General features: G+C 56.1%; 9 protein-coding genes and 2 pseudogenes. 5 read left to right on the top strand and 6 right to left on the bottom strand.

What is annotated here, in order from left to right; translation table 11 throughout:
- Window positions 1-2: 2 nt before the first annotated feature.
- Window positions 3-2,333, top strand: a complete 2,331-nt coding sequence (locus tag ACX3OW_RS03950) for a glycosyltransferase family 2 protein (RefSeq protein WP_459094428.1) — start codon at window positions 3-5, stop codon at window positions 2,331-2,333.
- Between the two features lie 116 nt (window positions 2,334-2,449).
- On the opposite strand, the gene ACX3OW_RS03945 is transcribed toward ACX3OW_RS03950, so the two are convergent.
- The 4 genes from ACX3OW_RS03945 to ACX3OW_RS03930 all read right to left on the bottom strand — a co-directional run bounded on the left by ACX3OW_RS03945 (window position 2,450) and on the right by ACX3OW_RS03930 (window position 6,870).
- Entirely contained in the window at window positions 2,450-3,697 is a 1,248-nt protein-coding gene (locus ACX3OW_RS03945; RefSeq protein ID WP_459094427.1) for a class I SAM-dependent methyltransferase, read from the bottom strand.
- A gap of 68 nt (window positions 3,698-3,765) precedes the next feature.
- Complete coding sequence (locus ACX3OW_RS03940) at window positions 3,766-5,118, bottom strand: ABC transporter ATP-binding protein (RefSeq protein ID WP_459094426.1); 1,353 nt, start codon at window positions 5,116-5,118, stop codon at window positions 3,766-3,768.
- Complete coding sequence (locus ACX3OW_RS03935; RefSeq protein WP_459094798.1) at window positions 5,072-5,833, bottom strand: ABC transporter permease; 762 nt, start codon at window positions 5,831-5,833, stop codon at window positions 5,072-5,074. The genes ACX3OW_RS03940 and ACX3OW_RS03935 overlap by 47 nt, the downstream gene beginning before the upstream one ends.
- 104 nt (window positions 5,834-5,937) lie before the next feature.
- The gene (locus tag ACX3OW_RS03930; RefSeq protein WP_459094425.1) at window positions 5,938-6,870 is read right to left on the bottom strand and encodes a glycosyltransferase family 2 protein; all 933 of its coding nucleotides are present in this window, start codon (window positions 6,868-6,870) and stop codon (window positions 5,938-5,940) included.
- Window positions 6,871-7,459: 589 nt separating this feature from the next.
- On the opposite strand from ACX3OW_RS03930, the gene ACX3OW_RS03925 reads away from it, so the two are divergent.
- A complete protein-coding gene (locus tag ACX3OW_RS03925; protein ID WP_459094424.1) occupies window positions 7,460-7,585 on the top strand; it encodes a phage tail assembly chaperone in 126 nt (41 codons plus the stop codon).
- 479 nt (window positions 7,586-8,064) lie between these two features.
- Complete coding sequence (locus ACX3OW_RS03920; protein WP_459094423.1) at window positions 8,065-10,212, top strand: ArnT family glycosyltransferase; 2,148 nt, start codon at window positions 8,065-8,067, stop codon at window positions 10,210-10,212.
- Here the strand turns inward: ACX3OW_RS03920 and ACX3OW_RS03915 are convergent.
- On the bottom strand, window positions 10,209-10,484 hold the full coding sequence (locus ACX3OW_RS03915) for a hypothetical protein (RefSeq protein WP_459094422.1): 276 nt from the start codon (window positions 10,482-10,484) through the stop codon (window positions 10,209-10,211). The genes ACX3OW_RS03920 and ACX3OW_RS03915 overlap by 4 nt on opposite strands.
- Before the next feature lie 114 nt (window positions 10,485-10,598).
- On the opposite strand from ACX3OW_RS03915, the pseudogene ACX3OW_RS03910 reads away from it, so the two are divergent.
- Window positions 10,599-10,844 (top strand): annotated as a pseudogene (locus ACX3OW_RS03910) (transposase); the annotation flags it as partial.
- 134 nt (window positions 10,845-10,978) lie between these two features.
- On the opposite strand, the gene ACX3OW_RS03905 reads toward ACX3OW_RS03910, so the two are convergent.
- Entirely contained in the window at window positions 10,979-12,058 is a 1,080-nt protein-coding gene (locus ACX3OW_RS03905) for an IS5 family transposase (protein ID WP_459094421.1), read from the bottom strand.
- 73 nt (window positions 12,059-12,131) lie between these two features.
- On the opposite strand from ACX3OW_RS03905, the pseudogene ACX3OW_RS03900 reads away from it, so the two are divergent.
- A pseudogene (locus ACX3OW_RS03900) lies at window positions 12,132-13,029 on the top strand (IS3 family transposase); the annotation flags it as partial.
- Window positions 13,030-13,637 lie beyond the last annotated feature (608 nt).

The following is a 13,637-nucleotide window of genomic DNA, read 5'->3' as shown; positions in this document are numbered from 1 at the left end:
AAGTGCACATTCTGCCGACACCTATCAAATTTGACCTGGTCCCTATTGGCGACATTGAGACACGCACGACAGAGGCAGGGCCGTCTAGCTGGAAATTTACCGGCAGCGATCCCCGTTTTCTTTTGACCCTGTCAAAGCCGATGCTCCCTGGCATGTATAAGTTTGAGTTCGTAAACGCCAAGTTTAAGCCCGACAGGCTCAATGCCAAGCTCTACCTTGACACCGGCAGTGACTTTTCCGAAAGCGAGACGGTCAATCTCCCTTTGTCGATGGAGCATCCCTCAGGGTATTTTGAGGTAGGCCAAAAGGTGCTGCGGCTGCGCCTTGATCCCCATGATGGACCAGGCACCCTCTTTGTCCGGAGCGTCCGCTTAACAAGAATTTCCACGACTCTGCATCGTGGCGCACGCGCAACGCAGCTCGCTGCAGGGCGGATCAAGTCTTTTGACCACGCAGTCCATCTGCTAACAAAATCCTACACCGTGTTGCGCAAGGACGGCATTGCGGGCCTGCGCCAGGCGATAAGCCGGTCGCTGTCACGTGAAATTCTGGGGCTGACCGGCACCGGCTATGCCGAATGGGTTCGGCGCTACGACACCTTCAGCAATGCTGAGATAGAGCTGCTGCAGGGCATGGCCCGGGAACTGCCAAAGCCACCGCTGATCTCGGTCGTGATGCCGGTCTATAATGCCCCCAAGGAGCTGCTGATCGACGCAATCGACAGCGTCCGGAACCAAGCCTACCAGAACTGGCAGCTCTGTATCGCCGACGATGCATCCACCCAGCCGGACGTCCGCACGGTTCTCGAAAGCTACGCAGCAAAGGACCCGCGCATCGAAGTGGTCTTTCGGAAGCGGAATGGGCATATCTCGGAAGCCTCCAACAGCGCTCTTGAGATCGCCCGCGGAAACTGGTTTGCACTGCTGGACCATGACGACGTCCTTCGGCCCCATGCTCTGCTGGAGGTTGCCCTCGAGATAGCGGCGCATCCCGATGCAGGGCTGATCTATTCCGATGAGGACAAGATCGACGGTAAGGGAGATCGATACGATCCGTTTTTCAAGCCCGATTTTTCCCTCGAGCTGCTGCGGTCGCAGAACTATTTCAACCACCTCACCGTGCATCGCACGGACCTGGTCCGTGCCGCCGGCGGGTGGCGAAAGGGCTTCGAGGGCAGTCAGGATTACGACCTCAATCTGCGCGTCGTCGAAAAGCTCGAACCCGGGCAGATCCGGCACATTCCAAAAATCCTCTATCATTGGCGCGCTGCGGAGGGTTCAACGGCCAGCGCCGGCAGCGCCAAGAGCTACGCCTATACGGCAGGGTTGAAGGCGTTGCAGGAGCACGCCGATAGGAGTGGGCGCAATGCCAAGGTCGAGCCACTCGAGGGCCTGCCATTTTACCGCTACCGGCATCAGATTTCGTCGCCCGAACCACTCGTGTCGTTGATCATCCCGACCCGCGATCGTCTCAATCTGATCCAGGGCTGTGTGGAGTCGATCCTAGAAAAGACGACTTATCGCAACTACGAAATTCTCATCGTCGACAATGGATCGGTCGAGCCCGAAACCATCGCGTGGTTCGAGAGTTTCGCAGGTAACCCGCAAGTGCGCGTCCTGCTCTATGACAAACCCTTCAACTATTCGGCCATCAACAATTTTGCCGTCTCACGGGCCAAGGGAGACATCATTGGGTTGATCAACAACGATATTGAAGTGATTTCTCCCGGCTGGCTCGGCGAAATGGTGTCGTTTGCTGCACAACAGGACATCGGCTGTGTCGGCGCGAAGCTGCTGTACCCGGACGACACCCTTCAGCATGCCGGCATCGTAATTGGTGTAGGCGGCGTCGCCAATCATTCGCATCTAGGATTTCACATAGGCAATCATGGATACTTTGGCCGCATGCGTGTGAGCCACAACTGCTCAGCGGTAACAGCCGCATGCATGCTGATCCACAAAAGTGTTTTTGAACAGGCTGGCGCCCTTAACGAACGTGACCTCGCGGTGGCATTTAACGACGTAGATCTATGCCTGCGAGTGCAGCGACTCGGATATCGCAATGTGTTCACGCCCTATGCAGAGCTTTATCATTTGGAAAGCGTTTCTCGGGGTCGAGAAGACAACCCTGAGAAATTGGCCCGGTTCCAGCGAGAAGTGGACTATATGCTCAAAGAATGGAAATTGGAGATTGGGAAAGATCCATTCTACTCCCCAAATTTGTCGTTGAATGATCCCGACTATTCAATAGCTTTCCCACCACGGGTAGAAAAACTGCCGACGATCCGTTCTGCGGAAAACGCCGCGAAAAAATCGAGTGATCAGCCCAGGTAAACTGGTGGGTTGACGGGCGTAACTCGGTTAGGTGTGCTTCCGGGGTAAATATACTCGACCCGCTGCGGAGCCTGATGTGAGGAATTAACTCCGCGCGGTAGTGCCCGCACACGCGATTATGTGCCCTCTGCGCTGACTACTTGGGTCGTCACGGGCGGGCGCCCCTCCCATTGACCATGGCTTATGTAGTGGAGGAGCATATTGAAGCCGTCCGCTACAACATCGGGGTTGACCTGCGCATAGAAGGCTGGATCAAACGATTCCGAAGGCCGCAGGCCCGAGTGCTCGCCAACCGACAAATAATGCCGCACAAGCTCGGCCTGGCTGGCCAGTGGCAGAGAAGACTGGGCGCGGTAGTAATCCACATCGAACAGGCCGCTGCTCAGTACCGCAAGGTCAAGGTTACGGTCGATGATGCGCCTCATCACGGCGCTCCCCAGTGTCGCTACATGCGCAAGCTGCGCGCTTCCAGTCTGCGCCGCCGCTTCGGCTTCGAACACGCGTGAGCGCAATGCCTCTGCCTCTGCCCTGAACCCATCGACAACCAGTTCGATCGGCTGCGTCCACGCAACAGGTTCCGCGTGTTCGGCTCTGAGTTGGTCTATGCTTTTGTTGGTCAGCACGGATGCGGCAATGACGCTGGAGTTTTGCCCTGCAATCTGACGTCGGCCCAGCCCTTTGGTCTGCCACCTGCCCTTGTGGACAGCGATCAATGAGTTGGAGAATTCGACGCTGTCGATCTCGTCCAGATCTGAATCGGCAAAGGAAGTATCGTAGGCTGAGGCAAAAGCATCGAGAAACTTTTCGCGTGACAAATTCTCGCGCCAGTGTTCGTGGTTGCAAAGATCGACAAGCTTCTTGCCGAAGCTGATGGAACTTAGGGGATTGTACAATCCGCCTTGAAGTTCAACCCAATAGCTGCAGTGAACGTCTTCCATCAGATAGATCCCGCCAGGCGCCAGGCGCGGAAAATACGTGGCGAACGACTTCACGATGTCCGAGGATCTGTGCGAGCCATCGTCGATGATGATGTCAAAGGATGAGCCTACGGTCTCGAACAGTTGGGCGGATGTTTCCTCAGTGCTCGCATCGCCGACCAGCAGGCGAATGCGGGCATCGTCAAAGGTCAGGTTGGCACAATCGGGATTGATGTCGACACCCGTGATGACCCGCGCGTTCGAGAAATACTTAGCCCATATTTCCAGTGAACCGCCATTCTGGGCGCCGATCTCCAGAAGGCTGACATCCTTGTCCCTGAAGGGCGACAGGTAATGCTCATAAGCTTCCAGGTACAGGCTCCACTTGTCGGAGACCTTGTCAGCATGCTCGTCATAATGGTCTTGGAGCAATTTACCGGAATTCATCACTATCGCCTGTCTTCGCACTTAGCCTGCTAGCCGACCGCTGGTCTGTCGCGCGTCGCCGCCACGTTCTAGAGCGATGACAGCGATATTCCATGTATCGGCAGGCCGATGACCCCATGCGTGATATGGCTGCTCTCGCAGCGGAATGTTAGCGCATCGTCCACCCAGTGGTGCATTACATGCTCAACCTGAGTGCCATTGGCCAGTCCGACCGCAACGGTATAGTTTCCAGTCGGAAAATAAGGCAGCCTCAAGGCGAACTCGGCCCTAAAACGCGACCCAGCGGGAACGGCGACCGGCTGATCGGCGTAGGACAAATAGGTATTCTCACCGAAAAGGTTGATGCCTCGGTCATTCTTCACGATGAAGCCTAGAATAGGCTGCGCAATGGCGGTCTCGGCTAGGCAATCCACCCGGATTGCCACCTCTTCGCCACCGACAATGACCGATGTCGCTTTTCCGTCGGCATCAACCACTGCAACGTTTTCGACGCGTGCGCCACCCGCACCATAAGCAGGCGCATTGACATCAAATTCGAAAACTTCAATTTCGTTGCGTTTCGTGGAGGCGCTGATGAGGTCGTGTCGTACATCTTGGCGTAACCGAGGCATATCGCGGCGGCGGCCGGTGATGGAAAAAGCCTTGCCATCGGCCTCGCCGTGCAATGCCGCCTGATAGGCGAGGGAGATGTCGCGCGCTTCGCCCTCGGCTCGGACCTGGCCATTCTCCATCCAGATCGCCCGGTCGCACAGGGCGTTGACCGAGCCGGTGTCGTGGGAGACAAAGAGGATGGTGCCGTGCTCCTTGAATCGGTGGATGAAGCGCATGCACTTCTGCGTGAATGCCGCGTCACCCACCGCCAGGATTTCATCGACGATCAAAATGTCGGCGTCGACATGCGCGGCCACGGCAAAGGCCAGGCGGGCATACATGCCTGAGGAATAAGTTTTCACTGGCTGGTCAACAAAATCTCCAATGCCGGCGAATTCCAGGATTGCTGCCTCGCGTTCGGCAATCTGCGCATTGGACAGACCAAGAATAGCCGCGGATAGCCGCACATTTTCGCGGCCCGTGAATTCGGGATTGAACCCGGCACCCAGTTCGAGCAGCGGCGCTACCCGACCGCTCACGTTCAGCGTACCCGAATTGGGGGTAAGCGTGCCGGCAATCATCTGCAGTAGCGTGGACTTGCCCGACCCGTTGCGCCCGACAATGCCCACGGTTTCACCCCGGGCGATGCGGATATCCACATTCTGGACCGCCCAATACTCGGTATAGAACCGCCGATGCCGGAATAGCATCTGCTTGAGCCGATCCTGCGGCTTAGCATAGATCAGATACGCCTTGCCCAGCCCCGCTGCATCGATCACCACCTCAGATAACATCAGCAAATGCTTTCTTTGTGCGGCTGAAAAATACATGCCCAGTGAGCAGGACGATAGCGGCGAAAACGAGATAGGCAGCATAGCCGAGCAAATCAGGACCGTGTCCCCAGAAGATAAAGTCACGCATCAGATTTACCGCCGGCGTGATGGGGTTCAATGTGATTAACCAATTATAAGGCTCAGGCAGGCTTGCGGGGTCGTAGAAGACAGAGGACATGAACATGATCGCCGTCGACAATGGCGGGGTGATATGCTTGAGGTCGCGCAGAAAAACCCCGAGCGACGCCAGTAAATAGCTTATTCCCATCGTGATCATCGCCAGTGGCAATAGCGCCAAGGGGAGGAGCAAAATAGTTGCCGGGGGCAGGCCATGCATAAATAGGTAGATGAGCAAAAAAGCGCCGAACGAGATGACTGCCGTGGCCAGGGACGTCAGCATGCTGACCACAACCAGGACGTCGAGCGGGAACACGACTTTTTTGACGTAAGAGACGTTCTCCAGGACCAGATTCGGTGCCCGATTGAACTGATCGCCGAAGAAGTTGAACATGATGAGGCCGGAGAATAGCAGGAGCGGATATGCATATTCGGCCTCGACCTCTGTGCCTGGCCGTTGCCAGCGAGACTGAAATATCACGCCGAACACGAGTGAGAAGACCGCCAGCATCGCGAGAGGGGCGATGAGAGCCCAAAACCAGCCGAGCATCGAGCCGCGAAAGCGCTGGTCGAACTCCCGCTGTGCCAGCTTCATGGTCAACGAGAGATTGCTTGAAAATGAGGTCACAGACGCCCTTGCCTATCCTGTTTAGTACGGTCTGTATTGGAACGCTGCTGCTTGGACAAGGGGCCCGCCAACTAGAGCCACCCCATCAGGGCAGCCAAATACAAGGTGATGTTTCCCCGCACATTCTGGCGGTAAACTCCCGAACGCATAAGTGCTCTTAGCCCAAACGGGGGGCGGGCCTCGTGGGCCTGCTTCCACTTCACCAGCGTCACGCGTGGTCCCGGAGAGAGCATATCGTCGCATGCCTCCAAAGCCGCAATGTTGGCATCGGCCCAATTTCGGAACTGCCCCCTAATAACACCGCGGAGGCGGCGGAAGGTGGCGACCATCCCGCTGTTTTTCCCCACGGCATTTGCGGCATGCTGCCGGTACAACAGGCTCGGTTCAGGGTCGTATACCGCCGTGCCCCCAGCCCCAGTGATCAGCATATAAGCCCACCAGTCGTGGGTGACGAAACTGATGCGGCGAGCGCTCTCGGCAAAAAGTGCAAAGGCCGGCGGGTTCAGGGCCATTGTGTTGCCGCCGGCCATGCTCTGAACAAGAGCATTTTTGAACGTTTTGGGGCGCAAAAACAAAGGCGACAGGCCAATCGGGTGGGCGTTTTCGTCCACAAGCCGGGTTCTTGCGCCGTATAGCACGGGCGTTGATTCCATGCCTCTCATCGCGTCCAAAGAGCGTGAGATCTTTCCGTTGAGCCAAATATCGTCCTGATCGGCGAAATAATAGGCAGCGTAGGTTCCCTCAACGGCCAAGCTAAGATGGCCAAAATTTGCGGCAAACCCGCGCCTTGGGCCAGGTTGGACATTGAAGCGGCCCTTGGTCCACTTTTCCCGCCACTGAGCCAAAATGTCTTTGGTTGCATCGGTGGATCCATCATCACTCACCCAAATATCGATGTCAGGGTGAGTTTGGTTCTGAATCGACGCAAGTTGCTCGTCTAGAAATTTGTCTCCATTATAGGTAGCGAGCAGCACGGCTACCGTTGATTTTTTGACCGGGGGCATTGTGAAGGTAGCGCCTGTTCTAGGAGACGCGGCGGTTCGCCGCTCCCATTGATTGTCAATCTGGACCAGACTCTTCTAAAGATCGACACACGAATTGAACAGTTTCTGCAGCTGCTTTTTCGCTCGCCGTTGGCTACCTTCCTGGCTTTGGTAACAACCTCCAAGAGAAGGTTCGGCTTCAAGCGACAGGTGATCGCGGCGCTCCTGTGAACATGCAGAGACTCGCGTTCAACGTAAGCGCGAAGTCGACCCTGCCCGAGATTGGCGGGCCCAGAGAGTCGTAGGCAGCACAGTTTTTGGCTGACGGTGTGAGTTGCTATGTCTGCACATAAGCCCAGTGATAGAAATTCCAGTTGCTGGAGGCCGTGTCTGTTGAAGGTCTTGCACGGTTATCTATCCGAAAACCTTCATGGCCTCGGCATCGAGGGGCTTTGCAGATGCCCGCTGCAGCTATGCGCAAATTCTTTCTTTCGACCAAGTGCCAACCAACCAGCATGGTCGCCAACAGAATTGCTCCGCAAAGGCTGAGTAGTAGCATCCTTACCAATCCCGCGGGAGCGTAGTAGAACCTGACATCACTGGGACCACCGTGCGAAATCTCGAAACAAGCGTGCCAATACCGCAGGTTTGGGTAGATTATCGCCAAGCACTACGTGATCTGCCGGGCGAGATTACCGACCCGGCGACTGCGGTCTGGCCGGAGCTTCCGGCTTAGGCATCGTTAGCTTTAGCGGCGCCGGATGCCATCGGTATCAGCGAGGCGGAACTCGACGCTCTCTGGCGTTCGCGGTGGCACCATCTGTGTAGTAAGCGGTGGCTTGGTGCCCTTTGGTAATGGCGCTAAATAAGGGTAAATCCTAGGGGGTGGCGATGAGCGGTGTCGTAGTTTGAACCGTGATTTGGCGCTATTTTGTTGACGGTTGGGGCCGCCCCTGCGTTCATTTATCGCCGCGAGCGAACACCTGCCTTGTTATCGGCTGCTGCGTCGGCCGTCGCTTGGCGTTTTATGTTCTGTTGTCGCCCAATTGGTAGCGCCAGGGAAATGGTTGGATAGAGCCGCCTCTATAGCGTCGTGGCAGGTGAGAGCAGTCAGCAAGCAGGGATCGTTCGTATTTCTATCATCCTGTGTTGATTTTTTGGATCTCCCGTGTTTCCTCGCCGATCGAGAACGTGACATTAGGGCGGCGATTTTACATGAAGATGACGGTTAAAGCAGATTGGCCAATTATTTGCTTAGCAATCCTTTTCTTAATTAAGGCAACTTATCTCGCGTTTTTGGTCACGCCATTGTGGGATGTCCCTGACGAGATAGGCCATTATGCTTATGCAGAAGACTTAGCATATGGGCGCGGTATCCCCCTTCTGGGCGAAGCGAAAATCAGCAGCGAGATCAACAGCAACGTCTTTGGAGTACCTAGGTCTGCCTCCGATAATTGGATTGCGCAACATCCGCCCGCCTATTACATCCTTGCCGCTATTCCGATAAAAGTTGTTTCTTGGTTTTCCGATAGTCAAGAGCTCAGGTTTAGGGCGCCACGCATAGTCACTGCAATTGCTGGCGGCCTCGCTATCATCGTTCTTTATCAAACGCTCAAATTTCTGTCACTCGGCAGGGTGTTTGCTACCGCAATGGCATCCGCTATTGGATTTGTACCGATGTTTAGCCACATGGCGTCGGGTACTAGTCACGATGTCCCGCTTTTCCTATTTTCCGCGCTAGCGGCGCATTCATTCGCTAAATATATTATAGGTCGACAGGTATTAGACGCTTATATCTGCGCCATCTGGCTAGCTATCGCAGTATCAACAAAGATCACGGCGCTCGTGTTGCTGGCCCCGGTTCTCGCTATCCTGATATTTGAGTTAGACGGGCCAATAGGCCGGATCATCAAACATGCCACTGGTATCACATTAACTGCTCTGGCGCTCCCCGGACTGTGGTTCGCGCGCAATATATGGTATTTTCACAATCCGTTTGCGACGAGTGTCGGGCAAGTTCCCGTGCCTGTCGGGACCAAGCCGTCGTTCTGGCAGTTTATGCAAGACAACCCGGTGATAGAACACTTTGTTCTAAATTTCTTTGGGCTATTTGGATGGATTGGGACTGGAAATGGTGAAGTTGCATGGTTTCAGATACACGGCGTACCTTTGCTTGGGTTCTCATTAATTTATCTTGGCGTGGCCTCTATCATGGCGGTCGGAGCCTCAATATACCTTTTTTCTCGTCCTTTATCTGCTCTTCCCACGAGCGGCGCGCCATTAATAAATTATTTTTGGGTGGCCTACGATGTGACCGTAAAGGGTCGTAGACAGTTTTTTGCAACAGCAATTGCTGCGTCCCTGATAATGTTGTCTCTGGTTTTGATTTATAAATCGCAGCCGCAGAACATGAATTATATTCGATCTGTCGCGTCTGTATTTCTTGTGTTTGCTGCGGCGGTTTCGTTATTTATCATAATTTCCGGGAGGCAGTCAGAGCAGAAAAGATTGTTCGCTTACTGCGTTCTTATATTTGGATTTTTTGCGTTTATTCTCGTCAGGGAAATTTACTCAGTTTCTAATATCCTCGGGCAGATGCGCGCTACGCATGGGCGGTATATTTACCCGGTTGCGCCGATGGTTATCTTGGCTGTCGGCATCTTGGTCACTCGGAGCAAGATGATTGGCTATGCTTCGGTTGCCGCAGTAGCCTCGATGGCGATCCTTGGATTCCTGACCTTTGCTACGCAAGTCATCCCATTCTATACGCCGGACGTTGATCGCATCCTTGATGCCAGCCGGATTGTAAACAATACCCCAGCTGGAGAGTTGACGAAGGGCGTCTCAGTTGAGCAGACTTTCACGCTCTCTACAGACGAAGAGATCGCAATCTCTGGCCAGGGCACGGCGTGCGTACAACTTTACTCCGCAACTTATAATCGGGGGAACAGTGGAATGGCCAACGTTTCCATTTCCGCTCCCAGCTGGAATTTCTCAGGGACACTCGATTACAGCGGTGCAAGGGACAATAGTTTTGCGACGGTGTGCGGCCCAGTAGAGCATCACCCTACCCGACATACCCCGCCGACTATCCACATCAGGGGGCTAGAGGGCGAGACAGGCACATCAATTACGGCATGGCTAACGGATGATACATCAAACGGAACGGCTGTAATTAATGGCCAAGAGTCGGGTAAGAGCTTGATTTTTTCCATCGGAGCGGCATCTGACCCATCTCTTCGCTTCGAACAGCAGGCAGTTCTCGGGATAATTTATCTTATCGCAACGATCGTATTATTGATTGTGGCGAGATCACGACCCGGCGGGGTTTTCTTTGCCCAATCCAAAATCGATGGCGCTTAGGCTTCGACCTCTGCTGCCATATAGGCCACCAGCAATCGCCGGCCTTGACTGGTCAAGTGTACTTTGGCCGGTGAGCCCATCACGACCCTGTCCGCCAGCAATAGCTGAAGCATGAGGCTATCTTCCACCGGTTGGGGATTGTTTACCAGGCTGCGGAGCAGGGCGGCGGCTTCAGGCGTGAGTTCTTCAACGGTCATCATGGCTGCGGCATAGCCGAGTCTTTCCGTCAGTCCAACCAGCCCGCCGAGTGCGGGCGTTTTCGTATCCAACATCGATAGGAGACCACCGTGAGCGCCGAGGTTAGAGGTGGCTCGGGAAAACTGGACAGCGGGATAAGTGGATTTTGTGCCTGATGGCGGCCAGTATGGCCGCGAACAGGAGCGACCATGACGAGACGGCCCCGCCGCAACCACACGCCGGTGTTCAAGGCGAAAGTAGCGCTGGCTGCCATCAAGGGTGAGAAGACCCTGGCGGAACTGGCCCAGCAGTTTGACGTGCATGCCAATCAGATCACGCAATGGCGCAGCCAGCTTCTGGAAGGCGCTGCCGATGTGTTTGGCGGCGAGGCCCGCCCAGAGCCGACTGCGCCGACCGTGGACGTCAAGACACTGCATGCCAAGATCGGTCAGCTGGACACCCGCAAAAACCGGGTCCGCGAGCCCGGCAATGTCGTGATGGCCGCCTGAAGGCAGTTTTCGGCGCATTTGTTGCCGCGTTTGACCTCCTGCGATGCCCGGCAAGGGCGTTTCCCCGTTTCCGGGCAGAGTCATGCCGTTACCGCCCGCTTTTCATGGAAGACAAGGCGGTCGAAGTTGTAGGCCAGATTGGCCAGGGTCAGTTTCGCCTCGGCCCGGGTGATGCCGATGGTGCGGATGAACAGCCCGAACCGGTTTTTCTGATGGGCGAACACATGCTCGATCCTGGCCCGGATCGAGGACTTGGCCGCATTGGCCCGTGCAGTGGCGATCGGCATCGACTTGCCCTTTGGCTTGCGCCGGTGGATGCGGCTGGTCAGCATACGATCGGCGAGCCAGGCCTCGTTGCTCTGTGAGCGGTAGGCGCTGTCTGCCCAGACCTCGCTGCCGGTGTTCTCCCGGTCGATAACCTGGCGCAGCATCCGACCATCGGGATGGGATGCGGAGGTCACCGCCGCGGCCCGGATGAAGCCGTAGCGCCGGTCGATGCTGATATGGCTTTTGTAGCCGAACACCGGGATGGCGATCATGGGCAGCGGCGTGCCGTCCGGTCGGTAGCGCACCTTGCCGCCAATCTTGAGCGTCCAGCGCGCATCGGTATCCTTCTGCGCCGCCTTGGCCGGTTCGTCCGGCCAGATCTCATCGGCCGATTTGCCCGCCTTGATGGCGTCCCGCTCGCCATCGGTGTTGCGCTGCTTGGGCGCCGGCACCAACGAGGCATCGACGATCTGGCCTGACATGGGGATGTACCCCTTCTTGTGCAGTTGCCAGTCGAAGGCCTTCATCGCCCGCTTGAGGGTGCCGGTCTCGGTCATGCGGTTGCGGAAATGGCGGATGGTGTTCTCATCGGGCGTTCGGTCGCCCAGGGAAAAGCCCAGGAACCGCATCCAGCTGAGGCGGTCCCGGATCATGAACTCCATGCGGGCATCGGACAGGTTGTGCTGGGCCTGCAGGATCAGGATCTTGAACATGGCCACCGGATCGAAGGGCGGCCGCCCGCCCTTGCTACCATCGCCATAACCCAACCCTTCGACCAGCCACGACCGAAAATACTCGAAATCCACGGTGCGCTCCAAAACCTCGAGCGGATCGCCGTGCTGGCTCAGGGCTTCGAGATGATCGTTCAGGCTGAAAAGCGAATGCGGGTCCATGATGAAGCTCCATGATCGGGCAACATCAGTGAATCACGACTGCAGCAAAGGCGCGAGGGTTTTTGCGGGTGCCCAGCTGACGCTGGAGAACGATTTTTTGGAAGGAGCGCTCAGCAAAGCCGGCCTGCTGAGCGCAAAGCGATGATTGATCGAGACCATGAACTACCGGTGACCCGGCAGGCGCGGCTGCTCGATATCAGCCGGAGCAGCGTCTACTATCTGCCACGTCCGGTCTCGCCTGGGATCTGACACTGATGCGCCGGATCGATGAACTGCATCTAGATTACCCGTTCGCCGGCACCCGCATGTTGCGGGATCTGCTGGGTCGAGAAGGGTTTGCTGTTGGTCGGCTGCATGTGAGCACGCTGATGAAGCGGATGGGCATCGAGGCGATCTATCGCCGGCCCAATACCAGCAAGCCTGCGCCAGGCCACAAGGTCTACCCCTACCTGCTGCGCAGGCTGACGGTGAACCGGCCCAATCAGGTCTGGGCAATCGACATCACCTATATCCCCATGGCGCGCGGCTTCGTCTACCTGGCGGCCGTCGTGGACTGGTTCAGCCGGCGGGTATTGGCCTGGCGGCTCTCGATCAGCATGGACGTGAGCTTCTGCATCGAGGCGGTTGAGGAGGCTCTGGGCAAATACGGCGCCCCCGAAATCTTCAACAGCGACCAGGGCAGTCAATTTACCAGCATGGCCTTCACCGGCCTGCTGCGCGACAATGGCATCGCCATCAGCATGGATGGCCGAGGGGCATGGCGCGACAATGTCTTCGTCGAGCGGCTCTGGCGGTCCATCAAGTACGAGGAGGTTTACCTGCGCGCCTATGACACGGTCTCGGACGCGCGAACCTCGATTGGCAAGTATCTGGCCTTCTACAACGGCCGGCGCCCGCACTCGAGCCTTGACCGGATGACCCCGGACGAAGCCTACTTCAATGCCCTGATGCCAATCTTGGCAGCGGCATAACCGAGGCCAAAATCCACCTAGCGAAGCCCGGATAGCTGTTCAGACAAACCGAGCCACCTCTGTTCAAACACCGCTTCCCACAGTCTTTAAAAGACCCGTTAACCTCACCCTAACTGCTGCCAAATGAAGTTGCGCGCGATGCCATTTGATTTTGCGCGCTACAAATGCCCAGCGCAATTTTCCAGACTGCCAGTAACGCAACGGCGAGGCTAGTACCCGCGGAATTAGGGCGCTCGTAGTCAAGTGGGGCTAATGGGCCCAAGCCAAGTTGAAGCCACAAAACGCGAAAACCAGTGCACCAAACGGCTGCCGCCTACAGCAGCAGGTAGGCACCAATTGCGGCCAATAGAAAAATTTGCAATAGTTGCAAGAGTATATCCGACGGTTTCATTGGGCGTAATCGCGAAGATCAAGAAGGGAATGGACAGCCCTTCATATATAGGGGCCTGAATGCCAGGCGCGCCCAATTGATGGAGAGGATTCCAAAGGGTCAGATTACCTTGACGCAGTTCCTCCATGAAGTACCGCCAGTTGGGCAAGCATTTGCCCATCCAGGGTAGGCTAGCAGCAGGTCCATTGGTGCCAGCGTTTGCCTAAACGGAGTGACC

Source organism: Devosia sp. A449, from assembly GCF_054489375.1.
This window is presented reverse-complemented; position numbering and strand designations above follow the sequence as displayed.

Coding starts and splice junctions, on each gene's coding strand:
- ACX3OW_RS03920 (WP_459094423.1), top strand. CDS start 8,065: ATGAAGATGACGGTTAAAGCAGATTGGCCAATTATTTGCTTAGCAATC.
- ACX3OW_RS03935 (WP_459094798.1), bottom strand. CDS start 5,833: ATGAAGCTGGCACAGCGGGAGTTCGACCAGCGCTTTCGCGGCTCGATG.
- ACX3OW_RS03945 (WP_459094427.1), bottom strand. CDS start 3,697: ATGAATTCCGGTAAATTGCTCCAAGACCATTATGACGAGCATGCTGAC.
- ACX3OW_RS03915 (WP_459094422.1), bottom strand. CDS start 10,484: ATGTTGGATACGAAAACGCCCGCACTCGGCGGGCTGGTTGGACTGACG.
- ACX3OW_RS03940 (WP_459094426.1), bottom strand. CDS start 5,118: ATGTATTTTTCAGCCGCACAAAGAAAGCATTTGCTGATGTTATCTGAG.
- ACX3OW_RS03905 (WP_459094421.1), bottom strand. CDS start 12,058: ATGGACCCGCATTCGCTTTTCAGCCTGAACGATCATCTCGAAGCCCTG.
- ACX3OW_RS03930 (WP_459094425.1), bottom strand. CDS start 6,870: ATGCCCCCGGTCAAAAAATCAACGGTAGCCGTGCTGCTCGCTACCTAT.